Source organism: Promicromonospora sp. MS192 (genome assembly GCF_049532985.1).
Classification (GTDB): domain Bacteria; phylum Actinomycetota; class Actinomycetes; order Actinomycetales; family Cellulomonadaceae; genus Promicromonospora.
On the sequence record NZ_CP186693.1, the window covers coordinates 3,787,454 to 3,811,276 of the forward strand.

Consider the following 23,823-nt stretch of genomic DNA (forward strand, 5'->3'; position numbering starts at 1 on the left):
CACGTCAGAAGTCGAAGAGGTCCTCCAAGAAGGACTCCTTGCGCTTCTTCTTGTAGCGACGGTCCCCGTACGAGTCGTAACGACGGTCGTCGTCGTACCGGCGGTCGCGGTCGTAGCGGCCGTCCCGGTCGTAACGACGGTCGTCGTCGCGGCGCCGGTCGTCGTACCGCGGGTCGTAGGCGGGCTGCGGCGAACCGTACGACGGGCCCACCTGGACGGGGTTGGGCGCGGGCGGAGCCGCGGGGGCCGACGGCCGGTTCTCGGCCGCGATCTCGGTCTCCACCGAGCGGTCGATGACCTTGTCGAGCTCACCGCGGTCGAGCCACACGCCACGACACGTGGGGCAGTAGTCGATCTCGATCCCCTTGCGCTCGGACATGACGAGCGTGGTCTGGTCGATGGGGCACAGCATGCTGAAGGTCTCCTCGCGGTCGTCGTCTGCGTCAACCAACGGACAGGGCCGCCGGGCGGTTCCTCGTCCGCTGCCTACCTGCCCGGGCCGGTCCAGGCTCCCAGGCTCTCACGGACGCCCGGACCGCCGAGGGACGCCGCTGCCGAGATGGCGGCGCCGCCGTCCTGCGCGGCCACGACGGCCCACACGACCGCGCCCACCAGGAGGAGCGCCGCCAGGACCGTGAGGGTGATCTTCCAGGCCGACCAGGGACGCTGGCCCACGACCTCCGCCGTGCGCGCGTTGACCAGCACCTGGAAGGGCTTGCCCGCGTACAGGTAGGTCGCGATCCACACCGGCAGCAGCAGGAGCTTGTACGTCACCGCCGAGTAGCTGGTGTGCACCTGGTGCACGCGCTGCACGTCGCCGCCGATGTCGCGCTCGCAGTCGTTCTCGATGACGGGCGCCATCTCGCCCTTGGCGACCTCCAGCTCGGCCTCGGGCTCGACGTCGTACCGCAGCGTCTCGTAGCCGGCGAGGTAGTCGGGCTGGTAGGGCCGGGCCTGGCCCAGCGGCCACGGGCTGAGCCTCGCCAGGTGCTCGGGCATGACCCGGCCGGTCCCGGCGACCAGCACGTCGTCGAAGTCGCGCGCCACGGTGCCCGCGGCCGGGTACCAGCGGGTCTTCTGCACCTGCCGGGTCTGCGTCTGGCTGCGGCCCTCGGAGTCGGTGGTCGTGTAGGTCTCGGTGACCCAGTAGTGCTCGCCCCGCTGGCCCGTGTAGTCGGAGCGGGTCCGCGCGTCGAACGTCCAGTGCGGCAGGTAGACGCCGTGCGCCTGCTCGGCGGAGACCACCTTCTTCAGGGCCGACGGCGCGAACCACCGCGAGCGCACCCACGTCCGCAAGGCGCCCTGCATGGCGTCCCGGTCCACCTCGAACGGCAGCACGGCCTCCGGCTCGACCAGGCCGAGGCCCTCGACCTCCGCGACCATGGGCGACCCGCAGAACCCGCACTTCTGCGACAGGTGGTCGCTGGTGGTGACCGCACCGCAGGTGCCGCACCGGTAGTCCTGCGTGGCGGGCGCCACGGGGCGCGTCCGCGCCGCGAGCGCCGCGAAGTCGTGCTCGCGCACCTCGCGGACGACGGCGGCGACCTGCTGCGTGTGGCCGCAGTACGGGCAGGTGAGCGTGCCCGTACCGGCGGAGAACTCGACGGTGGCCCCGCACTGCTCGCACGGGTAGGCGCGGTGGGCGACGGGGCCGCCCTCGGTCAGCTCGACCATCGTCAGGCCTGCGGCAGCGGGGGCGGCGTCGCGCCGAGGTGCCTGGCCACGTCGGGCACGGACGACGCCGGCTCCCAGCCCGCCATGCCCGCACGCCAGATCAGCGTGCTCGCCGTGAGGGTGCCCGCGGCGGCCTGCGCGGCGAGGGCGGCGTCGTCGAACGGGCCGGTCTGGGTGCCGCCGTTGCCCAGGAACCAGCCGCCCGGCAGGGGCGGCGGGCCGGCGGGTGCGGCGGCGGCCGGGGCGGACGGCGCGGCGGGCTGGGCAGGAGGCACGATCGCGTTGCCGACCGCCTGGCCCAGCCCCATGCCGATGACGGCGCCCGCGCCACCACCGCCGTCGGCCGCGGCCTCCATCGCCTGGCCGGCCTGGAACTGCTGGAAGGCGGCCATGCTGCCCACGGTGCCGGACGAGACGATGCCCATCGAGGTGCGCTTGTCGAGCGCCTCCTCGACCTCGGGCGGCAGCGAGACGTTCTCGACGACGAACTTCGGCACGGCGATGCCGAGGTCGGTCGACAGCTCCTCGGTGAGCCGGGCGGCGAGCTGGTCACCGAGGTCGCCATGGTGCGCGGCGACCTCGATGACGGGGATGCCGGACGACGAGAGCACGCTCGCGAAGTGGCTCACCACGTTCTGGCGCAGGTATTCGTGCACCTCGTCGGTGCGGAACTGCGGGTCGGTGCCCACCAGCTCACGCAGCAGGAGCTTCGGGTCGGAGACGCGGACGGCGAACGCGCCGAAGGCCCGCACACGCACCATGCCGAGCTCCGGGTCCCGCATCATGACGGGGTTCTTGGTGCCCCACTTGAGGTCGGTGAACTGGCGGGTGCTGACGAAGTACACCTCGGCCTTGAACGGCGAGTGGAAGCCGTGCTTCCAGCCCTTCAGGGTGGACAGCACCGGGAGGTTCCGGGTCTCCAGGGTGTAGGTGCCGGGCTCGAACACGTCGGCGATCACGCCCTCGTTCACGAACACCGCGGTCTGGGACTCGCGGACCACGAGCCGCGCGCCCATCTTGATCTCGTTCTCGTAGCGGGGGAACCGCCACACGATCGTGTCCCGCGTGTCGTCGAGCCACTCGACGATGTCGACGAGCTCGCCCTTGATCTTGTCCAGCAGGCCCATGCCGCACTCCCTCGCCTCGTCCGTCCGCGCGCCGCGGACACCTGGACGATACAAGCGCCGGGTACGGGGCGGTACGAAAGGTGACGGGACCGTGACCTGGCATCCGGCCGCTGCCGCGACCCCGGACGTGTGAGAGAGTTTCACCGCAGGGTGACAACCCGGCGAACCTGTCCGGAGGTGCAAGGGCCGATGACCGTCCTCGTGGCGTACAACGAGTCACCCCAGGGTGAGGCCGCCGTGCGCGCGGCCGTCAGCGAGGCGGCACGCCGCCGGCAGGAGCTGGCCGTGCTCGTCCTCACGCCGCAGGCCGGCACGCAGGTCCCGGCCGCGCTGGCCCACCTGCTCGACGCGGTGCCCAGCACCGTCACCCTCGGTCCGATCGCGTTCCGTCCCGAGCAGACCGAGGTGGCCGACGCGATCGTGGACCAGGCGGAGGCCGTCTCCGCGGACCTCGTGGTCATCGGCTCGCGCAAGCACTCCACCGTGGGCACGTTCCTGGTGGGCTCGACCACGCAGCAGGTGCTGCTCGACTCCCCCGCGCCCGTGCTGGTGGTCAAGGCCAGCTACGCCTGACCCGGAGGTGAGCGTGGGCGGAGCGCCGAGGAACGAGGCGTACCGCCCGGAGCGAACCGCAGGCTCAGGCGTCGTCCGGCTACGCCTGAGGCTGCGCCGCCCGTGCGGTGATCCGGCCGACGACGTCGTCGAGCACCGGCGTCGCGATGCCGTGCGCAGCCGCCCGGCGGCCCACCGCACCGCCGATCGCGTCGAGCTCGCCCTCCCGGCCCGCCTCGACGTCCGCCTGGAGCGAGGAGCGCATCGGGGGCGGGAAGCCGTCCAGGATGCCGCGCAGGTCCTCCCCCGTGGTGGGCACCCCTTCGGCGGTGGCGGTCGCGGCGATCTCGGCGAGCAGTCCCGCGGTCAGCCCGGGGTCGCGGGTCAGCGCCTCCCCGATGCCCGTCGCCCACGTGGAGGTCAGCAGCGCGAGGGGCGCCAGGAAGCGGAGCTTCTTCCACAGCACCTCGGCCTCGGTGCCACCGGTCACCACCTCGATCGGGGTGTCGCGCAGCGCGGTCACGACGCCGAGCGCGGCGGCGTCGTCCGGCACCACCGTGCGCAGGAGCGTGCCGCGGTGCCGCACCAGCGCCGGACCGAAGCCGCCCGCACCGGTGCGCAGCGTCTCGCCCGCGATGGTGGCCCCGACCACGCGCACGCCCGGCAGCGCCTCGCGGAGCGCGACCAGGTGGTCCAGGCCGTTGAGCAGGGACAGCACCTCGGTGGGCGCGGTGCCGGCGAGCAGGCGGGCGGCGTCGGCGACGCCCTCGGCCTTGACCGCCACGACCACCCGGGCGCCGTGCGGCACCTCGGTGACCGCGGCGAGCGGCGCGTGCCAGGAGCCGAACTCGTCCGTGACCACGTCCATGCCGTGCTCGGTGACCTGCCGGGCGGTCCGCTCCCGGGCGACCACGACGACGTCGTGCCCCGCGCGCTGGAGCATCGCGGCCACCAGGCCGCCGATCGCACCGGGGCCGACGACGGCGATCAGGGTGTCAGTCATGGCCACATCGTAGGTGGGGGCGAGCGACGGGCGGCGCTCGTCACCTGACGAACTCATGACGGTCTGGCCAGGCGGCCGGGGCTCTGGACTAGTCTCGGCACATGACAGCAGTCACGCTCGGGATCCCGTCGGTACGGGGCGTGCCCCGGCGAGCCGCCACGCCGGCCGGCCGGCCGCGACCCGACACCCCGCTGCTGGTCGACCGGTACGGGCGCGTGGCGCGCGACCTACGCGTCTCGATCACCACCGCGTGCTCCCTGCGCTGCACCTACTGCATGCCGGCCGAAGGGCTCCCGCTCGTGCCGCGCGACGAGCTCATGACGCCCGGCGAGATTGGCCGCCTGGTCGGCATCGGGGTACGTGACCTCGGTATCCGCGACATCCGGTTCACGGGCGGCGAGCCGCTGATGCGGCGCGACCTGGAGCAGATCATCGGCGCCGCACGCGAGGCGGCGGACGAGGGCATGGCCGCGCTCGCGACCGGCGGCACGTCGCCCGAGCGGGTCCGCATCGCCATGACCTCCAACGCCCTCGGCCTGGACAAGCGGGTCGACGCCCTGGTCGCGGCCGGGCTCGACCGGGTCAACGTCTCCCTCGACACCGTGGACCGGCAGGCGTTCGCCACGCTGACCCGGCGCGACCGCCTGGACGACGTGCTCACGGGCATCCGCGCTGCCCTCGCCGCGGGCCTGGCGCCGGTCAAGATCAATGCCGTGCTGCTGCCGGAGACGCTGGCGGGCGCGGCCGACCTGCTCGCCTGGGCGGTGGAGCACGGCTGCGCGCTGCGGTTCATCGAGGAGATGCCGCTGGACGCCGACGGGCGCTGGACGCGCGACGACGTGGTGAGCGCCGCCGACCTGCTGGAGGTGCTGGGGCAGCGCTTCACGCTGACCCCGGCGGGTCGCGAGGACCCGTCGGCCCCGGCCGAGGAGTGGCTGGTCGACGACGGCCCGGCGACCGTGGGCGTCATCGCGTCGGTGACCCGGTCGTTCTGCGGGGCGTGCGACCGCACCCGGCTGACCGCCGAGGGCACGGTCCGGTCCTGCCTGTTCGGCAACGAGGAGACCGACCTCAAGGCGCTGCTCCGGGCGGGCGCGAGCGACGAGGAGGTCGGCGACGCCTGGCGTGCCGCGATGTGGGCCAAGCCGCGCGCGCACGGCAGCGACGCGGTCGAGCTGGCCGCGGACGCCTTCGCGGACACCCGCCGCAGCATGGGAGCCATCGGCGGCTGACGCCGGACATGTCCCGCAGGTGACGGGCGGCGGTCCCAGGTGACCCCTCGGGGACCGCCGGATGTACGTTGCCCGAAGCCTCGCCCCCGCCAGGGACAAAACAGAACATAACGCCCGGCGGGCTTCCTAGGCTCGCCGCCGTGACCACCATCGCGACGCCCCGGGCGCCGGAGGAACCGGGCACCCGGCCGACCCGCGGCTCCGCGGCCGGGCCACGGAGCCTGCGCCCCGGCCGCCTCGGCGCACGGCGCCGGCGCACCGCCCTCCTGTGGGCCGTGCTGCTCGCCGGCCCGAACCTCGCCCTCCTGCTCGTCTTCGTGTACCGGCCGCTGGTCGAGAGCCTCTACCTCTCGACCCTCCAGTGGAACCTCGGCTCACCCACCGCGCGGTTCGTGGGCCTCGGCAACTACGTCGAGTGGTTCACCGCGCCCACCACCGGCCGGATCGTCACCACCACCGTGGTCTTCACGGTCGCGACCGTCGGCGGCGCCCTGGTCCTGGGCCTCGGCCTGGCCCTGCTCCTGGACCGGCGGCTCCGGGGCCGCGGCCTCGCCCGCACGGTCGCCTTCGCGCCCTACGTGCTGAGCGGGTTCGCCGTCGGCATCCTCTGGCTGTTCATGTTCGACCCCCGCTACGGGCTCGTGCAGGAGCTGCTCGGCTGGTTCGGCGTCGCCTCGCCCCAGTGGTACACCGGCCGGCCGTGGCCCCTGGTCATGGTGATCGTCGTCTACCTGTGGAAGAACCTCGGGTACGTCGCCCTCATCTACCTCGCCGGCCTGCAGGCGGTGCCGCAGGACCTCAAGGACGCCGCGGCGCTCGACGGCGCGTCCGCCGCCCGCACGCTGCGCTCCGTGGTGCTGCCGCTGCTCACCCCCACCACGTTCTTCCTGCTCGTGACGATGCTGCTCAGCTCGCTCCAGTCCTTCGACATCATCAAGGCGATGACCCAGGGCGGCCCGCTCGGCTCCACCACCACGCTCATGTACTCGATCTACGTGGAGAGCTTCGTCAACGGCCGCGCGGGCTACGCCTCCGCCGTCGCCACGATCCTGTTCCTCGTGCTGCTGGCGGTCACGGCCGTGCAGCTGCAGTTCGTCCAGCGGAAGGTGCACTACGCATGACCGCCGTGCCGCACCTGGGCCCCGCCGCCCCGGTGGCCCGACGACGCCCCGCTCCCCCGGTGGGCGGCTACGTCACGATGGTCCTGGCGACCGTGGTGCTCGGGGCGCCGCTGCTGTGGCTGGCGCTCGCGAGCCTCAAGGCCCCCGACGAGCTGTACCAGGTGCCGCTCCAGTGGCTTCCCGCCCGGCCGGACCTCGACAGCTACGTGCAGGCCGCGGAGACCGTGCCGCTCGGGCGGCTGCTGCTCAACAGCATCGGCCTGACGGTCGCCGGCGCGGGTCTCAAGGTGGCGCTCGGCCTGTGCTGCGCGTACGCGCTGGTCTTCCTGGACTTCCCGTTCAAGCGCGTCGCGTTCGGGCTGGTGATCGTGACCCTGATGATCCCGCCGCAGATCACGATCATCCCCAACTACACCCTCGTGGCGAGCCTGGGCTGGCTGAACACCTACCAGGGCATCCTCGTGCCCGGCCTGGCCAGCGCGTTCGGCACGTTCCTGTTCCGCCAGCACTTCCTCACGCTGCCCCGGTCCGTCCTGGAGGCGGCGGAGCTCGACGGCGCCGGCCACTGGCGCAGGCTGTGGCGGTTCGTGGTGCCCATGAGCACCCCCACGCTCGCCGCGGTGGCGCTGGTGTCCGTGGTGACCGAGTGGAACGACTACCTGTGGCCGTTCCTCGTGGTCGACAACCCCTCGACGATGACGCTGCCCGTCGGGCTCACGCTGCTGCAGAACAGCGACGGCATGACCAACTGGGGCGTGCTGCTCGCGGCGACCGTCCTGGCGACGCTCCCCGTCCTGCTCGTCTTCCTGGTGCTGCAGCGCCGGCTCGTCGCCGGCCTCACCGCGGGCGCCGTCACCGGCTGACCCGCGCCCCCGTCCTGTCTCACTCCCGAACGCGCCCCGGTCCGGGGCGCGCGAACACCAAGGAGCACACCGTGTCCCACCGTCCCGTCCGCGCCGCCGTCCGGCGTCCGCGTACTGCCGTCGTCACCGCGCTCGCCGCGCTGACCGCCCTGACCGCAGCCGGGTGCGCCGGCCCGAGCCTCGGCGCGACCGGCGGATCGTCCGACGCCTCCGCCGAGGCCGTCGACTGGTCGCAGGTCGAGCCGGCCCAGGAGATCACCTGGTGGAGCAACCACCCGGGCGAGTCGCAGGAGGTCGAGCAGCAGTTCATCGACGAGTTCGAGGACGAGACCGGCATCCACGTGAAGCTGGTGACCGCGGGCGCCGACTACGACGAGGTCGCCCAGCGCTTCCAGGCCGCGTCACAGACGGACGAGCTGCCCGACCTGGTCATCGCCTCGGACGTGTGGTGGTTCCGCTACCACCTGAACGACCAGATCATGCCGGTCGACGACGTCCTGGAGTTCCTGGACGCCGACGCCGCCGACTTCCAGCCCGCCCTGTACTCCGACTACGAGTACGACGACCAGCACTGGGCCGTGCCGTACGCGCGCTCGACGCCGCTGTTCTACTACAACAAGGACCTGTGGGAGGCCGCCGGCCTGCCCGACCGCGGCCCGGAGACCTGGGCCGAGCTCGAGGAGTGGAACGCCGCCCTGAAGAAGGAGGTGCCCGCGAAGGGCTCGACGTTCGGCCTGTCGACCGGCCCGTCGTGGGGCGCCTGGTGGTTCGAGAACATGATCTGGGGCCAGGGCGGCGCCTACTCGGACGGCTTCGAGCTCACCCTCGACACGCCCGAGGCGGTCGCGGGCGGCCAGTTCGTGCACGACCTCTTCCACGAGTCCGGCGTGGCCACCCTGTCAGCCGACGACGCCATGGCCGACTTCTCGTCCGGCCTCATCGCCTCCACGATCGGCTCGACCGGCTCACTGAAGGGCGCGCTCGACGCCGCGAAGTTCGAGGTCGGCACGGCCTACCTGCCCGACGGACCGCAGGGCGGCGGCACCCCGACCGGCGGTACCGGCCTGGCCATCCCGTCGTCCAAGACGCCGGAGGAGCAGCTCGCGGCCGCGATGTTCCTGGAGTTCCTCACGAGCACCGAGAACACCGCCACCTTCTCGCAGAGCACCGGCTACATGCCCGTGCGCACGTCCGCGGTGGAGAGCGACACCATGAAGGCGACCTACGAGGCGACGCCGCAGTTCCGCACCGCCGTGGACCAGCTCGCCGACAAGGCCCGCGTGCAGGACGACGTGCGCGTCTTCGTGCCCGGCGCCGACGCGCTGCTCAACGAGGCGCTGGAGCAGATCGTCATCGAGGGCGCCGACCCCGCCTCCGCGTTCGAGGAGATCACGCCGCGCATCGAGACGGCGTACACCGAGAACGTCGAGCCCTACCTCGACGCCCAGGACTGACGCCCCGGACCGACACCCCGGACTGACACCCCTGACTGACAGGGCCGGCACTTCGCGCGCGGCTCGTGGCACGGACCACGAGCCGCGCCGTCGTGAGCGGCACACCCCCGAGAACATGGTTGAATCTCGCCCGTGACTACAGCGACCGCACGGCCGCGACGCATCATGATCGTGACCGACGCCTGGGAGCCGCAGGTGAACGGCGTCGCCACGGCCCTGGCCCGCACGGTCACCGAGCTGCGCCGGATGGGCTGCGCCGTCGAGGTGGTCACGCCCTGGGACGGTTACCGGACCCTCCCGCTGATCACCTACTCCGAGATCCGCGTGCCGATCATGGCGCGCGACGACGTGGAACGCCGCTTCCTGGAGTTCGCGCCCGACGCCGTGCACATCGCCACCGAGGGTCCGCTCGGCTGGTACGCCCGCGCCGTGTGCGACCACTTCGGCTTCCCGTTCACCACCAGCTACCACACCCGGTTCCCCGAGTACGTGACCGCACGCTGGTCGTGGATCCCGCTGTGGGCCGGCTACCGCTACGTGCGCAGGTTCCACGACAAGTCCGGCGCCGTGCTGGTCACCACGGCGACCATGCGCGAACAGCTCACCCGGTGGCGCATCCCCAACGTCACGCCCTGGAGCCTCGGCGTGGACACCGAGCAGTTCCACCCCCGGCACCGGGCGGCCGACCGGGAGTCCGGCGTCTACCGGGACCTGACCGGACCCGTCTTCCTCTACGTGGGACGGCTCGCCGTGGAGAAGAACGTCGAGGCGTTCCTCGACCTGGACCTGCCGGGGCCAAAGGTGGTGGTGGGCGACGGACCCGCCCGCGCCGCCCTTCAGGCCGCCTACCCGAAGGCACACTTCCGGGGCCGCCGGTCGGGCGACGACCTCGCCCGGCACTTCGCCGACGCCGACGTGCTCGTGTTCCCGAGCCGCACCGACACGTTCGGGCTCGTCATCCTGGAGGCGATGGCGTCCGGCACGCCGGTGGCCGGCTTCGATGCGCCCGGGCCCCGCGACCTCGTCCCTGGTTCGGGTGCGGGCGCCGTCGACGAGGACCTGCGGGCCGCGTGCCTCGCCGCGCTGGAGTGCTCACGCGCACAGGCCCGGCGGTACGCCGAGCTCTACTCGTGGCGGGCCTGCGCCGAGGCGTTCCACGACCGGCTCGACGTGCCGCCCCCGCCGGTGCGGGAGCGCATCTGGGTCCGCGGGATCCAGCGGCTGCCGGGCGGCTGCCTGCCGTCCCTGAGCATGCCGAGCCTGACCATGCCCACCATCACGCTGCCCAGCATCACCCTGCCCGGCCTGACCCGGTCCGGCCTGACCCGGCCGAACCTGCACCTGCCGAGCCTGCCGGCCTTCCACCTGCCCGGCCTGACGCGGCCGGTGCGCAAGCCCAGCCTGACGTTCCGCTCGGCCCGCGACCTCGGTCAGCGCATGCACCCGGCGCGGCTCCCGGAGCTGCTGCCCGACGACGTGCCCGGCACGGTCCGCCGCGCCGTGACCCGGGTCCGCGGGATCGCTAGAGACCGACCCACTCGGACTCGCCGTCGGTGAACTGCTGCTTCTTCCAGATCGGCACCTCGGCCTTGATCCGCTCGACCAGCAGCGAGCACGCCTCGAACGCCTCCTTGCGGTGACCGGCGGACGCCGCCGCCACGAGCGCGACGTCGCCGATCTCCAGGTGCCCGTACCGGTGCGCCGCGGCGACGCGCAGACCCGTCTCGGCGGACACCGCGGCGCACACCTGGCGCAGCACGGCGCTCGCGTCGGGGTGCGCCTCGTAGTCGAGGCTGGTGACGTCCCGGCCGCCGTCCTCGTCCCGGACCACACCACGGAACGTGACCACGGCCCCGCACTCGGGCGCCGCCACGGCGGCCTCGACGGCCCGCCCGACGGTCTCGTCCAGCACGTCCTCGGTCACGCGCACTACCTCGTCCACCAGCGCTCCTTCGTCCTCCGGGCCCTCGGCGGGGCCGGCGTGCGGCGTCACAGCGGCCACGTGGTCACCTCCGCACCCGGGTCGAGCGTAGTCGCGGCCGCAGGCACGTCGATCAGCACGTCCGCCGCCGCCATCGAGGCCACCAGGTGCGAACCCGGCCCGCCGACGACGGCGACCCGCGGAGCCGCGCCCGCCTCGTGCACCCACCGCCCGCGCAGGAGCTGACGACGACCGGCCGAAGAGCCGACGGCGCCGTCGAGCACCGCGGGCGCCCGGTCCACGGGCGGCAGGCCCCCGGCCCGGCGCAGGAGGTCGCGCAGGAAGACCACGAACGAGACCTGGGCGCTCACCGGGTTGCCGGGGAAGGCGAGCACCGGACGGCCGCCGACCCGGCCGAGGCCCTGCGGTCCCCCGGGCTGCATGGCCACGGAACGGAACGTCACCTCGGGCAGGGCGTCCTTGACCACCTCGTAGGCCCCCTGGCTCACGCCCCCGGTCGTCAGCACGAGGTCGCACGACGCCGCCGCGCGCTCCAGCGCGACGCGCACGATCTCCGGCTCGTCCGGGACGCTCACGCGCAGACCCACCCGGGCCCCGGCGGCGCGCACGGCGGCCTCCAGCGCGGGCCCGTTGGCGTCCCAGATCTGGCCCGGACCGGGTTCGGCGTCCGGCGGGACCAGCTCGCTCCCCGTGGACACGACCGCGACCGACACGGGCACCAGGACGGGCAGCCGGGTGATGCCGCACGCGGCCGCCGCGGCCACGTGGTGCGGCGCCAGCACCGTGCCCGCGCGCAGCACGACGGCGCCGGCCGCGACGTCGGACCCGGGCTCCCGCACGAACTCGCCGACGGCACGCGACCGGGTCACCGCGACGGTCGCCGCGGGGGTGCCGGCCGCCCCGTTGAAGGTGTGGTGGTCGGTGTCCTCCACCGGGACCACGGCGTCGGCACCGTCGGGCACGGGGGCGCCCGTCATGATGCGCACCGCGGTGCCGGGTTCCAGCGGTTCCGGTGCACCCGGCGCGGCGGCGACGTCGCCCACCACGGGCAGGGTGACGGGCGTGCCCGGGGCGGCCGGGGCGACGTCCGCGGCGCGCACCGCGAACCCGTCCATCTGCGAGTTGCGGAAGCGGGGCAGCGCGCCGGGTGCCGTGACGTCCTGCGCCAGGACACGCCCCAGCATGTCGGTACCGACCCGCACCTCCTCGACGGGACGTTCGGCGAGCGGCGCGAGAAGCTCCGCGACGTCGGCCCGATGCTGTTCCACGTCCACGCGATCACCCATGTCCGCAACCTATCCCGGCACCACGCGAGCCTCCGCACCGGCACGTCCCGCTCTGGCGCGGGAGCCGGACGTGACGCAAGAATCGACCATGCACATCCACGCGCTGAGCAACAACGGGACCACCCCCGACGGCGCACTGGTGCGCCGCGACGCGCAGACCCACGACGGGCTGCGGGTGCTGGACTCCGTGCTCGCCATGCGGCCCACGCCCGACGTGGTGCTGCGAGCCCGGCAGCGCGTGGAGTACGACGGGGACATCCGCCACTGGGTGCGCTACTCGCTGCAGCGCGAACCCGGGGGCGTGGACGTCGCGTTCGAGCGCTCGGAGCTGCCGCCCGGCGTCGGGGACGGCGTGCCGTCCTTCGCCCGGTACCTGCTGGTGCTGGAGCTCGCGTCGGTGGGCGCGTGGGTCGAGTACACGCAGCTCGACGACGCGGACCCCACGCGCGCGCAGCACGCGCTGCTGGTCCGCACCGACACGCAACCGCTGGTGCTGCCGGACGGCGTCTCGACGTCGGCGATGCGCATCGACCAGCTCCTGGACGGCGTGCCCGCCAACGCGTTCTGGTGCGACGCGTTCGGAGTGCTCCAGGCGGACTACATCGAGCGGTTCCCCGACGGCAGCCAGGTCACGGGGATCTCCTGGCGCACCACGTGGGAGGGCATCGAGCCCTGGCTCGACGCCGACGTGCGCGGGGCGCTGGATGCCTCGGGGATCCTGGTGCAGCCGTAGGGGCTGGGGCTGGTGGGGCGGGTGCGCCGGGGTGGCGGGGGTGGGAGTGGCTGGTGTGGGTCAGCCCGGTCCAGCTGATGTGAGCCCGGCGGACGTGGACCCCGCTGACGTGGACCCCGCTGACGTGGACCCCGCTGACGTGACCGGCCTGATAAGTGGCCCGCGGCGTGCCTGATGTGTGACCGGGCTGATGTGTGACCAGGCCGATGTGCGACCACCGCCTGGTGTGCGGCCGACCGAGGGGGCGTCTTCGGTCACCTGCCCGGCTCGGACCGCGATGTTCGGTCCCTTGCCGCGAGATCGGCCCACCGCCGGGCCGATCTCGCGGCAAGGGACCGAACACGCAGCCGGCGCAGATGCATCTGACCGAAGCCACCACACCGAACCGCCCCGACGCACGGCCCGCTCCTGGATCTGCGACCGCATCGCCCACCGGGGCCGCACCTACCGGTGCAGGTGCGCCTTGTGCCCCACTGCCGCCGAGACGTCGCTCTCGGCGACCGCGAGCAGCCGGTCCGCGAGCCGCCGCAACGCCCGGCCCGCCGCGATCTCGTCGCCGATCATCGGCACCTCGGGATCCTGGGGCGCCTTCCGCGCGTGCCCGACGCCGCGCAGCGACTCCGGCGGGCCGTTCATCACCATCGCCTCCGCCGTGGTGCTGTCCCCGGACTCGACCACGGTGATCCGCACGTCCCAGGTGAGCGCGCGGCCCGGGTGAGCAGGCTCCGCCGTCGTGCTCCCGGTCGGCGCGCCCGGGTCGACGATCGTGTCCGCGCCTGGGAAGACGAGCGTCTCCTCGCCCGTGTCGGACCACCTGACCCGGTACGGCGGCGACCCGTCGTCGTGGGGACACTCGGTCACCACGCCGTCACGCACCGCGCCGCCGACCACTCCCGAGGCCGTCACTATCCGGTCGCCCACTGCTGCCTTCATGGGTCCTCCTCGCGTCGTTGCGGTCCTTCCATCATCGCTCCGTTCGGGCCGGTGCGTCAGGTGGTCGTTTGATGCGGCTGTCACGCGGGCGACTTCCGGCCGTGACGAAGAAGTGGGACGCTGACGGAGAAGTGCCCGGCGGGTTCCGACAGTGGGCCGGAACGGGCTCGGCGTGCCGGGCGGACGGACGCGAGTGCCGAGCGGACGGACACGCGTGCCGAGCGGACGGACACGCGTGCCGAGCGGACGGACACGCGTGCCGGGCAGGCGTACACGGGTGCCGGGCTCGTGATCGGAAGGAGGTGCGCCGCATGCGGGATCTGCTGCCGCAGCTGCTGGACTGGTGGCGCACCGGCGAGCGCGCCGCCGTCGCCACGGTGGTGCGCACGTTCCGGTCGGCGCCACGTGAACCGGGCGCCGCGATGGCCGTCGGACCGGGCGGCGAGGTGATCGGCTCCGTGTCCGGCGGATGCGTCGAGGGCGCGGTGTACGACGTGTGCCTGGAGGTCGCCGAGACCGGCCGCCCCGCACTGGTCCGCTACGGCGTGTCCGACGAGGCGGCTTTCGACGTCGGTCTGACCTGCGGCGGGACCATCGAGCTCTTCGTCGCGCCGCTCTCCCGTGACGCCTGGCCGGACTTCGATGCGTTCGCACGGCGGGCGATCGGACGCACGACGCCGGGTAGCGACGCCGCGACGAGCACCCACGCCGACGCGGCAGCCGGCGGCGGCGTCTGCCTGGCCACGGTCGTGGCCGCACCGGGCGGTACGACGGTGGGTCGGCACCTGATCGTCCTCGAGGCCGCACCAGCCGAACCCGGCGCCAGCGCCGGCCCCGGTCCGAGGTTCCCGCCCGGACCCGCGCCCGCGCCCGGGCTGGGCGACGCAAGGTTGAGCGACGCAGAGCTCGGCAACGCAGGGCTAGGCAACGCGGACCTCGACGCCGCCGTCGCCGCGGACGCCGTCGGGCAGATCACCGCGGGACTCTCCACGCTGCGGGAGTACGGACCGCACGGCGAGCGCACGGGTACCGGGACGCAGGTCTTCCTCCAGGTGTTCGCACCCCGCCCGCGCCTGCTCGTGTTCGGTGCCATCGACTTCGCCGCCGCGATGACCCGCGCCGGACGGCTGCTGGGCTACCACGTCACGGTCTGTGACGCGCGCCCCATCTTCACCACGGCACAGCGCTTCCCGGAGGCGGACGAGCTGGTCGTGGACTGGCCGCACCGCTACCTCGCCGCCGAGATCGAGGCCGGGCGCGTGTCCGGGCGCGACGCCGTCTGCGTGCTCACCCACGACCCGAAGTTCGACGTGCCGCTGCTGCGCACCGCGCTCACCGGTCTGCCCGCCGGCACGTACGTGGGCGCGATGGGCTCCCGCCGTGCGCACGCGGACCGCGAGGCGCGGCTGATCGAGGACGGCGTACCGCCCGAGGCACTGGCGAGACTTCGCAGCCCGATCGGCCTCGACCTGGGCGCCCGCACCCCGGACGAGACGGCGGTCTCGATCGCGGCCGAGATGATCGCGACCCGCTCGGGCGCCTCGGCCAGACCGCTGCGCGAGACCCACGGCCCGATCCACGGGTGACCTGTCGGTCCTGGCCCGACCTGCGCAGCGGACCTCGCAGCCCGCACGGCCACCACCGTCCTAGGCTGCAGCCATGCCAGAGCACGTAGAGACCGTCGTCCCGCCCAGGCTCCGCCGTGGCGACACCCTCCGGGTGATCGCTCCCGCGCGGTCCCGGACCATGGTCATGGAGCACGACAACACCCGGTGGATCGACGAGCGGTTCGCCGCCATGGGGCTCACGCTCACGTTCGGTGAGCACGTGGACGAGGACGACCAGTTCCGCAGCAGCACCGTCGAGCACCGCGTCGCGGACCTGCACGCCGCGTTCGCCGACCCGTCCGTGGCGGGGATCCTGACCGTGATCGGCGGCTTCAACAGCAATGAGCTGCTGCCGTACCTGGACTTCGACCTGATCGCGGCGAACCCGAAGGTCTTCTGCGGCTACTCGGACATCACCGCGCTGCAGAACGCGATCCTCGCGCGCACCGGTCTGGTCACGTACTCCGGACCGCACTGGTCGAGCTGGGGCATGCGTGACCACTTCGAGCCCACCGGGGACTGGTTCCGCGCGGCCGTGACCGACGACGCCCCGATCGTCGTGAAGCCCTCGGCCGCCTGGACCGACGACCTGTGGTTCGCCGACCAGGACGCCCGCACGCCCGTACCGAACGAGGGCTGGTGGCCGCTGCGGCCGGGGCGGGCCGCGGGCCGGGTCGTCGGCGGCAACCTGAGCACCCTGGCGCTGCTGCACGGCACCCCGTACCTGCCCTCGCTGGACGGCGCACTCCTGTTCCTGGAGGACGACTTCGAGTCCGACGCCGCCCACGTGGCCCGCCACCTCACGGCCCTGCTCCAGCAGCCGGGCGCGGACGGCGTCACCGGCCTGGTGATCGGCCGGTTCCAGGCGAGCTCCGGCGTGACGCGCGAGGCGCTCGACGAGATCGTCGCGCGTCAGCCCGCCCTGCGCGGCAAGCCGGTCCTGGCGGGCGTGGACTTCGGGCACACCAGCCCGCTGCTCACCCTCCCGGTGGGCGGCACGGCGGAGGTCGCCGTCGGCCCGGACGAGGCGACGCTGACGATCACCCGCCACTGACCTCGTGGTCCCGGGGCGGCGTCCGCCGTCGGCGAACCCGGAAATTGAGTCGGGTCGACTCAGGTTGTACCGGTCATCAGACCCCGCCCGAGGAGGACATCATGACCACCGTTCTGACCCGTTCCCCGTTCGCCCACACCTGGCTCCGCGACCCGTGGAGCCAGACGCTGGCCGCCGAGGGCCCCGTGCCCGCGGCCGACGTCTACCGTGAGGGCGAGGACCTCGTCGCCCGCCTCGACCTGCCGGGTGTGAACCCGGCCGACGACATCACCGTCGAGGTCGAGGGCCGCAAGCTCGTCGTCCGCGGCGAGCGCAAGGACCAGCGCTCGGAGGAGTCCGAGGGCCGCCGCATCTCGGAGGTCCGCTTCGGCTCCTTCCGCCGCACCGTCACGCTGCCGAAGGCCGTGGACGGCGACGCCGTCCGCGCGTCCTACGACGCGGGCGTGCTGACGGTCACCGTGCCGGGCGTCTTCGCCGGCACGACGCCGCAGCGCATCGAGGTCACCACCGCCGCCTGATCCCAGGCGCTCCACCGACGGCGCCCGACCGCTCCACGCGGCCGGGCGCCGTCGTCGTGTACGGGGCCTTTTCACCCCTTCCGGCGCGGCACGCCGTGGACGCCGTCGGGGAAAACCCGTATGTGCCGGTCAGATCGTTGTCTGCCGCGAAACGGCGCCAAATACTTCTCCTGAGCACCGCACCCGTCGCGCCCCAGCGCAGCGGGAGGACATGTCCGCGAAGGAGCGTTCGATGCGTCGCACCAGACACCGCACCACCCGCACCGCACTGGTGGCCACGGCCGCCCTGTCGCTCGTCCTGTCGGCCTCGCTCGCGGCCTCGGCGGCCGCACCGCGCACCGGCGACGCCGGGCCCACCGCGGACGACGCCGCCGCACCGGCCGCATCCGCCCAGGACCTGGCAGCGGCCCTGACCTGGTCGGACGAGTTCGACGGCGCTGCCGGCAGCGCGCCCAACGCCGCCAACTGGAACCACGAGACCGGTGCGGGCGGCTGGGGCAACAACGAGCTGCAGAACTACGTGAACTCGCGTCAGAACTCCGCGCTGGACGGCAACGGCAACCTGGTGATCACGGCCCGGCAGGACGGCAACGGGGGTTACACGTCCGCGCGCCTGACCACCAAGGGCAAGGTCCAGCCGCAGTACGGTCGCCTGGAGGCGCGCATCAAGATCCCGCGCGGGCAGGGCATCTGGCCGGCGTTCTGGATGCTCGGCGGCCAGTTCCCGAACACGGGATGGCCCGACGCGGGCGAGATCGACATCATGGAGAACATCGGCCGCGAGCCGCACCTGGTGCACGGCACGCTGCACGGCCCCGGGTACTCGGGCGGCAACCCCATCACCGGGCAGTACATGCACCCGCAGGGCTGGTCGTTCGCCGACGACTTCCACACCTTCGCCGTCGACTGGAGCCCCAACTCCATCACGTGGCTCGTGGACGGCGTCGCCTACCAGACGTTCACCACGGCGAACACCGGCGGCAACCCGTGGGTGTACGACCAGCCGTTCTTCTTCATCCTGAACGTCGCCGTCGGCGGCAACTGGCCCGGCTACCCGGACGGGACCACCCAGTTCCCGCAGCAGATGGTGGTCGACTACGTGCGCGTCTACGACTCCACCGGCGGCGGGGGCAGCCGCACCGGCACCGTCACGGCGTCCAACGGCATCTGCCTCGACGTGGCCGGCGCCAACACCGCCAACGGCACGCCGATCCAGCTCGCCTGGTGCAACGGCAACGCCGCCCAGCAGTGGACGGTCGGCACCGACGGCACCGTCCGGGCGCTGGGCAAGTGCCTGGACGTCTCGGGCGGCGGCACCGCGGCCGGCACCCCGGTCCAGCTCTGGGACTGCAACGGCACGGGGGCGCAGCAGTGGACCGCCGTGAGCGGCACCCAGGCGCTGCGCAACCCGCAGTCCGGGCGCTGCCTCCAGCCCGTGGGCCGGGTGCAGAACGACGGCACCCGCACGGAGATCGCCAACTGCGACGGGAGCACTGTTCAGCGCTGGACGCTGCCTTAGCGGGTTTCCGGGCCCGCGCGATGAGGGGCTTGCCGACCGGGGTGGGGTAGCGGGCGCGCCGAGCCGCGGTGTGGCGGGCGCGCCGACCCGCGGGGTGAGCGCGCCGACCCGTGGGGTGGCGGGCGCGCCAGCCTGAGCGGGGTGGCACGCGTGACACCCCTCCGATTGTGCGCTTCTACCCAGTCATCAGGCCCAGAAACCGACACGATCTTGGGCCTGATGACTGGGTAGAAGCGCACCTTTCTGTGGCGACGCCGGCATGCCGAACATTCGACCGACCCGGGCGGTCAGAACCGGTATGCCGGCACTCGACCGACCCGGGCGGTCGGACCGCCAGGATCAGGAGCGCACCAAGCAGGAGCGCACCAAGCAGGAGCGCACCAAGCAGGAGCGCACCGCAGCAGCGCGTCGCGTCAGCTCGCGGGCCGCCGCGCCAGGGCTGCCGCACCCACGACCGTCGCATCGCCGCCGAGGGCAGCACGACGCACCTCGACCGGGTGCCCCGACACGGGCGGCGCCTCGCGGAGCCGCGCCAGGAGGGCGGGTTCCAGCAGGTCCCACGCGCGCGCCAGGCCGCCGCCCACCACCACGTGGCCGACGTCGAGCAGTGCGGCCACGACGAGCACCGCCGACCCGACGGCGTGCCCCGCGTCCGCGTGCACCCGGAGCGCCAGCGGGTCCCCGGCCCGAGCCCGGACCTCGATCTCAGCCGCACCGACGGGCCCGGACCCGCCCCGTTCGTCCAAGCCTCGGCCTCGCGCATCCAAACCCCGCCCGGCAGGCGCCACCCCCTCGGCCCCCACCCCCTCGGCCGCGACCCCCGCAGGCCACACCAACGCAGGCCGCACCTCCGCAGGCCCCACCTCCGCAGGCCACACCAACGCAGGCCGCACCTCCGCAGGCCCCACACCCCCGGCCCCCACACCCCCAGACCCAACCCCCTCCGACACCAGCTCGGCATACCGCCGCTCCACCGACCGCCCCGACGCCAGCGTCTCCAGGTGCCCCCGCTGCCCGCAGGTGCACGGCGCGTCGCCGAACCCGGGCATGTGCCCGATCTCCCCGGCCGCACCGGCGCCCCGGTACAGCCCGCCGTCCAGCCACAGCGCGCCCCCGACGCCGGTGCCGAGCGCGATGCCCGCCGCCGACCGGACGCCGCGGACCGCACCCCAGGTCGCCTCCCCGACGAGGAACGCGTCCACGTCGTTCGCGACCGTGACCGGCAGACCGGTCCGGGACGCGAGCCCGGAACGCAGGTCCGTGCCCACCCATCCGACGAACGAGTCGCTCGCCGCCAGCACCTCGCCCGTGCCGGGGTCCACGACGCCCGCCGCGCCGACGCCGACCGCCGCCACCGGCACCCTGGCCGACGCCGCGGCACGCGCCACCAGGTCTGCCGAGACGTCGAGCATCGCCGCACCGCCCGACGGCGTCGGCGCGGTCGCCGAGGCGAGCACCTCACCGCCCGGTGTGACCACGGCGGCGCGGATCTTGGTGCCGCCGATGTCGACGCCGGCGGTCGGTGCGCCCGTCACCCGACACCGAGCCGCAGCCGGGCCTCGCGCCGCTCGCGCTGCGCCGTCGGGTCCGGGGTCGGCACCGAGGCCAGCAGCTCGGCCGTGTACACGTCGCGCGGTGCGGCGAACACCTGCGCCGTGGGGCCGCTCTCCACCAGGCGTCCGCCGCGCAGCACGGCCACGCGGTCGGTCAGCTCGTGCACGACGCCGAGGTCGTGGCTGATGAACAGGCAGCCGAAGCCCAGCTCCGCGTGCAGGTCGCGCAGCAGGCCCAGCACCTCGGCCTGCACGGACACGTCGAGGGCGCTCGTGGGCTCGTCGGCCACCAGGAGGCGGGGCCGCAACGCCAGCGCCCGGGCCAGGCCGATGCGCTGCCGCTGCCCGCCGGAGAACTCGTGCGGGTAGCGGCGCTCGGCCCCGGCGGGGAGGCGCACGGCGTCGAGCAGCTCGCGGACCCGCGCGCGGCGTTCGGTGGCGGACGGCCGCCGCCCGTCGCGGCCGTGGATGACCAGCGGTTCCGCGATCGACTCACCCACGAGCCGGCGCGGGTCCAGCGAGGCACCCGGGTCCTGGAACACGACGCCGACGTCGGCCAGCAGACGCCGCCGCGCGCGGCCCCGGGCACGGCCCACGGACGTGCCGAGCAGCAGCACCTCGCCCTCGGACGGCGACAGCAGGCCGAGGCACGCGCGCCCCGCCGTCGACTTGCCCGAGCCGGACTCGCCGACCAGACCCAGCATCTCGCCCGCATGCACCGTCAGGTCCAGCCGCTCGACGGCGCGCACGTGCCGGCCCGCCACCCGGTAGTCGAGGCTGACACCGCGCAGGTCCAGCACGACCTCGCGCTCGTCGACGGAGCCCGCCTCGCCGGCAGATGCCGAGCCGACAGATCCCGAGCCGGCAGATGCCGCGGCAGCGACCCCGGGACGTGCATCGTCCGTCGTGCCAGGACCGCCACCCGGACCGGAGCCGGCACCGGCCACCCGCCCCTCGGCGCGCTCCGTACCCCGCTCCACGACCCGCCCGGCCGGCGGCACCGCCGGCACCGCGTCGAGCAGCGTGCGCGTGTACTCGTGCTCCGGTGCGAGGAGCACCTGCTCCACCGGCCCGTGCTCCACGATCCGGCCGGCGCGCATCACGGCCACCTCGTCCGCGAGGTCGGCGACCACGCCCATGTTGTGCGTGACCAGCAGCAACGCGGTCCCCCGCTCCGCCACGAGCGAGCGCAGCAGGTCGAGGATCCCGGCCTGCACGGTGACGTCGAGCGCCGTCGTCGGCTCGTCCGCGACGATGAGGCGCGGCTCGCAGGCCAGCGCGATCGCGATGACCACCCGCTGCCGCTGCCCGCCCGAGAGCTCGTGCGGGTACTGCCGCGCCCGCCGCTCCGCCTCGGGGATGCCCACGGAACGCAGCAGCTCGACGGCGCGCTCGCGGGCGGCGGCCGGGGACACCGGCTCGTGGTTCAGCACCGCCTCCGCGATCTGGTCGCCGAGGGTCATGGTCGGGTTGAGCGCCGTCATCGGCTCCTGGAACACCATGGACGCCACGCGACCGCGCAGGTCCACGAGCTGCTCCTCGGGCGTGGTCACCACGTCGCGGAGCCCGTCGTCGTCGGCCAGCTCGACCGAGCCCGCGACGCGGGCCGTACCGGGCAGCAGGCCCAGGACGGACAGCGACGTGACGCTCTTGCCCGAGCCGGACTCGCCCACCAGCGCGACCACTCGGCCGCGCCCTACCTCCAGGTCGATGCCCCGCACGGCGGGCACCTCCCCGGAGTCGGTGGTGAACGTGACGTCCAGGTCCCGGATGCGCAGTACGACCTCGCTCATGCCGCCCTCCCCTTCACGTCCACGACGTCGCGCAGCCCGTCGCCCACGAAGTTCAGGGCGCACACCACGACCACGATCGCGAGGCCGGGCGGCAGGATGAGCCACCAGGCGCCCTGGTAGATGTAGTTGATGCCGTCGTTGAGCATCGCGCCCCAGTCCGTGGTGGGCGGCTGCACGCCCATGCCCAGGAAGCTGATGTAGGCCACGAGCAGGATGGCGTCGGCCACCTGGAAGGTCGCGTTCACCACCACGGTGCCCACGGTGTTGGGGATGACGTGCGTCAGCACGGTGCGACCGTGCGAGGCGCCCATCGCGCGGGCCGCCACCACGTAGTCGCGGGTGCGGACCGACAGGGCCTCTGCGCGGATCAGCCGTGCCGGGACCAGCCAGGAGACCAGGCCGAGGACGACGATCATCATGCCGACCGTCGGCCGCACGATGGTGGAGAGCACCAGCAGCAGGAAGATCGCCGGGATCGCGATGCCGGCGTCGACCACCCGCATCATGACGGCGTCCACGACGCCGCCCACGTAGCCGGCCACGGCCCCCCACAGGGTGCCCACCACCGTCGCGAGCGCCCCGGCCAGCACGCCGACCAGCAGCGACACCCGCCCGGCGACCATGAGCCGGCCCAGGTTGTCGTAGCCGAGCGCGTCGGTGCCCAGCGGGTGCCCGTCGGTGCCGGGCGGCAGGTTGGCGGCGCCGAGGTCGGTCGCGACCTGCTCGGTGGGGTACACGAGCGGGCCGACCAGCACGAAAAGCACCAGCACGGCGAGCGCGACGGCGCCCACCACGGCCAGCCGGTTGCGGGCGAACCTGCGCAGCGCGGTCATCGCAGTCCTCCCCGGGTGCGCGGGTCCAGGAGGGCCTGGACCAGGTCGGCCAGCAGGGAGCCCACGACGGTGGCCACCGAGATGACCAGCACGCAGCCCAGCAGCACCGGGAAGTCGCTGCTCTGCGCGGCGCTCCAGAACAGCAGGCCCATGCCCGGGTAGTTGAAGAGCTGCTCGACCACGAGCGCCCCGCCGAACATGACGGGCAGGTAGTAGCCCAGCATCGCGACCACCGGGGTGAGCGAGTTGCGCAGCACGTGCCGCAGCACCACGCGGCGGTAGACGGTGCCCTTGGCGCGGGCGGTGCGCACGTAGTCCTCGCCCAGGTTGTCCAGCGTCGCGGAGCGCATGTACCGGCTGAACGTGGCCACGATCGGCACGGCGCCCGTGAGCACCGGCAGCACCAGCGCGGCCGGCTGTGCCAGCACCTCGGCGACCCCCGTGCCCTGCGGCGCCGCCGCCGGGAACAGCCCGGCGGTCTGGCTGAGCAGCAGGATCAGGAGCATGCCCAGGAAGAAGGTGGGTGTCGAGTAGGCGACGATCGCGAGCGTCGAGAGCCAGTAGTCGACGGCGCGGTTGCGGCGCACGGCCTGGTAGACGCCGGCCGGCACGGCGATCAGCACCGCGACCACGAGCGAGAGCCCGGTGAGCAGCAGCGTCTTGGGCAGCCGCAGCGCGATCGCGTCGGCCACCGACTGGTTGAGCAGGTAGGACTCCCCGAGGTCGCCCGTCAGCGAGCGCCCGAGGAACGACAGGTACTGGAGCACCACGGGCTGGTCCAGGCCGTTGGCGGCCTCGAAGGCGGCGATCTGCTCGGGCGTGGCCTGCTGCCCGAGCACGCCGCGGGCGGGTCCGCCCGGCAGTGCGTGCAGCAGTGCGAACACGATGACGCTGACCACGAGGATCACGACGAGGGCCTGGAGCACGCGCCGGATCAGGAAGCGGCCGAAGCCGCCGCGCGCCGCCCGGGTGGGCGGCACGACGGCGACCTCGGCCCCGCTCTGGGCGGGGATGGCTGTCGTCATG

22 protein-coding genes are annotated in these 23,823 nt (G+C 73.6%); 11 read left to right on the forward strand and 11 right to left on the reverse strand.

Annotated features, from left to right (window positions below):
- Nucleotides 1-4: 4 nt before the first annotated feature.
- The 3 genes from ACO229_RS17085 to ACO229_RS17095 all read right to left on the reverse strand — a co-directional run bounded on the left by ACO229_RS17085 (nt 5) and on the right by ACO229_RS17095 (nt 2,801).
- Nucleotides 5-412: a zf-TFIIB domain-containing protein gene (locus ACO229_RS17085; protein WP_423465318.1), complete on the reverse strand. Its 408-nt coding sequence runs from the start codon at nt 410-412 to the stop codon at nt 5-7.
- A gap of 74 nt (nt 413-486) precedes the next feature.
- Entirely contained in the window at nt 487-1,674 is a 1,188-nt protein-coding gene (locus ACO229_RS17090; protein ID WP_423462233.1) for a hypothetical protein, read from the reverse strand.
- Between the two features lie 2 nt (nt 1,675-1,676).
- Nucleotides 1,677-2,801: an SPFH domain-containing protein gene (locus tag ACO229_RS17095; protein ID WP_423462234.1), complete on the reverse strand. Its 1,125-nt coding sequence runs from the start codon at nt 2,799-2,801 to the stop codon at nt 1,677-1,679.
- Nucleotides 2,802-2,990: 189 nt separating this feature from the next.
- Here ACO229_RS17095 and ACO229_RS17100 point away from each other — a divergent pair, with 189 nt between their 5' ends.
- A complete protein-coding gene (locus ACO229_RS17100) occupies nt 2,991-3,374 on the forward strand; it encodes a universal stress protein (RefSeq protein ID WP_397414139.1) in 384 nt (127 codons plus the stop codon).
- 79 nt (nt 3,375-3,453) lie between these two features.
- On the opposite strand, the gene ACO229_RS17105 is transcribed toward ACO229_RS17100, so the two are convergent.
- A complete protein-coding gene (locus ACO229_RS17105; RefSeq protein ID WP_397414142.1) occupies nt 3,454-4,356 on the reverse strand; it encodes a ketopantoate reductase family protein in 903 nt (300 codons plus the stop codon).
- A gap of 101 nt (nt 4,357-4,457) precedes the next feature.
- Here ACO229_RS17105 and moaA point away from each other — a divergent pair, with 101 nt between their 5' ends.
- The 5 genes from moaA (at nt 4,458) to ACO229_RS17130 (ending at nt 10,583) form a co-directional block, all read left to right on the forward strand.
- Complete coding sequence (moaA, locus tag ACO229_RS17110; protein WP_423462235.1) at nt 4,458-5,588, forward strand: GTP 3',8-cyclase MoaA; 1,131 nt, start codon at nt 4,458-4,460, stop codon at nt 5,586-5,588.
- A gap of 140 nt (nt 5,589-5,728) precedes the next feature.
- On the forward strand, nt 5,729-6,709 hold the full coding sequence (locus ACO229_RS17115) for a carbohydrate ABC transporter permease (protein WP_423462236.1): 981 nt from the start codon (nt 5,729-5,731) through the stop codon (nt 6,707-6,709).
- Nucleotides 6,706-7,572, forward strand: coding sequence for a carbohydrate ABC transporter permease (locus ACO229_RS17120; RefSeq protein ID WP_423462237.1), 867 nt, complete (start codon nt 6,706-6,708; stop codon nt 7,570-7,572). Before ACO229_RS17115 ends, ACO229_RS17120 begins: the two co-directional genes overlap by 4 nt.
- Nucleotides 7,573-7,643: 71 nt before the next feature.
- Nucleotides 7,644-9,026: an ABC transporter substrate-binding protein gene (locus tag ACO229_RS17125; protein ID WP_423462238.1), complete on the forward strand. Its 1,383-nt coding sequence runs from the start codon at nt 7,644-7,646 to the stop codon at nt 9,024-9,026.
- A gap of 132 nt (nt 9,027-9,158) precedes the next feature.
- Nucleotides 9,159-10,583 (forward strand): glycosyltransferase family 4 protein, encoded by a 1,425-nt coding sequence (locus tag ACO229_RS17130; RefSeq protein WP_423462239.1) that lies wholly within the window; start codon nt 9,159-9,161, stop codon nt 10,581-10,583.
- On the opposite strand, the gene ACO229_RS17135 is transcribed toward ACO229_RS17130, so the two are convergent.
- Complete coding sequence (locus tag ACO229_RS17135) at nt 10,549-10,971, reverse strand: molybdenum cofactor biosynthesis protein MoaE (RefSeq protein ID WP_397414407.1); 423 nt, start codon at nt 10,969-10,971, stop codon at nt 10,549-10,551. The genes ACO229_RS17130 and ACO229_RS17135 overlap by 35 nt on opposite strands.
- A 44-nt stretch (nt 10,972-11,015) precedes the next feature.
- The gene (glp, locus tag ACO229_RS17140; protein WP_423462240.1) at nt 11,016-12,254 is read right to left on the reverse strand and encodes a gephyrin-like molybdotransferase Glp; all 1,239 of its coding nucleotides are present in this window, start codon (nt 12,252-12,254) and stop codon (nt 11,016-11,018) included.
- Nucleotides 12,255-12,342: 88 nt separating this feature from the next.
- Between glp and ACO229_RS17145 the strand changes: the two genes are divergently transcribed.
- The gene (locus tag ACO229_RS17145; protein ID WP_423462241.1) at nt 12,343-12,987 is read left to right on the forward strand and encodes a hypothetical protein; all 645 of its coding nucleotides are present in this window, start codon (nt 12,343-12,345) and stop codon (nt 12,985-12,987) included.
- A gap of 444 nt (nt 12,988-13,431) precedes the next feature.
- Here ACO229_RS17145 and ACO229_RS17150 read toward each other — a convergent pair whose 3' ends face one another.
- Nucleotides 13,432-13,920 (reverse strand): dsRBD fold-containing protein, encoded by a 489-nt coding sequence (locus tag ACO229_RS17150; protein WP_397414159.1) that lies wholly within the window; start codon nt 13,918-13,920, stop codon nt 13,432-13,434.
- Nucleotides 13,921-14,231: 311 nt separating this feature from the next.
- Here ACO229_RS17150 and ACO229_RS17155 point away from each other — a divergent pair, with 311 nt between their 5' ends.
- The 4 genes from ACO229_RS17155 to ACO229_RS17170 all read left to right on the forward strand — a co-directional run bounded on the left by ACO229_RS17155 (nt 14,232) and on the right by ACO229_RS17170 (nt 18,618).
- A complete protein-coding gene (locus ACO229_RS17155) occupies nt 14,232-15,506 on the forward strand; it encodes an XdhC family protein (RefSeq protein WP_423462242.1) in 1,275 nt (424 codons plus the stop codon).
- 73 nt (nt 15,507-15,579) lie between these two features.
- A complete protein-coding gene (locus ACO229_RS17160; RefSeq protein ID WP_397431463.1) occupies nt 15,580-16,581 on the forward strand; it encodes an LD-carboxypeptidase in 1,002 nt (333 codons plus the stop codon).
- A 101-nt stretch (nt 16,582-16,682) separates the two neighbouring features.
- Nucleotides 16,683-17,099 (forward strand): Hsp20/alpha crystallin family protein, encoded by a 417-nt coding sequence (locus tag ACO229_RS17165; RefSeq protein ID WP_397431464.1) that lies wholly within the window; start codon nt 16,683-16,685, stop codon nt 17,097-17,099.
- Between the two features lie 232 nt (nt 17,100-17,331).
- Entirely contained in the window at nt 17,332-18,618 is a 1,287-nt protein-coding gene (locus tag ACO229_RS17170; RefSeq protein ID WP_423462243.1) for a family 16 glycosylhydrolase, read from the forward strand.
- 413 nt (nt 18,619-19,031) lie between these two features.
- Here ACO229_RS17170 and ACO229_RS17175 read toward each other — a convergent pair whose 3' ends face one another.
- Genes ACO229_RS17175 through ACO229_RS17190 form a run of 4 tightly spaced genes read right to left on the reverse strand, consistent with a single transcriptional unit; the run spans nt 19,032 to nt 23,822 of the window.
- Nucleotides 19,032-20,153, reverse strand: a complete 1,122-nt coding sequence (locus ACO229_RS17175; protein WP_423462244.1) for an ROK family protein — start codon at nt 20,151-20,153, stop codon at nt 19,032-19,034.
- Entirely contained in the window at nt 20,150-21,964 is a 1,815-nt protein-coding gene (locus ACO229_RS17180) for a dipeptide ABC transporter ATP-binding protein (RefSeq protein WP_423462245.1), read from the reverse strand. The genes ACO229_RS17175 and ACO229_RS17180 overlap by 4 nt, the downstream gene beginning before the upstream one ends.
- The gene (locus ACO229_RS17185) at nt 21,961-22,797 is read right to left on the reverse strand and encodes an ABC transporter permease (protein WP_423462246.1); all 837 of its coding nucleotides are present in this window, start codon (nt 22,795-22,797) and stop codon (nt 21,961-21,963) included. The genes ACO229_RS17180 and ACO229_RS17185 overlap by 4 nt, the downstream gene beginning before the upstream one ends.
- Entirely contained in the window at nt 22,794-23,822 is a 1,029-nt protein-coding gene (locus tag ACO229_RS17190) for an ABC transporter permease (protein WP_397414177.1), read from the reverse strand. Before ACO229_RS17190 ends, ACO229_RS17185 begins: the two co-directional genes overlap by 4 nt.
- Between the last annotated feature and the right edge of the window lies 1 nt (nt 23,823).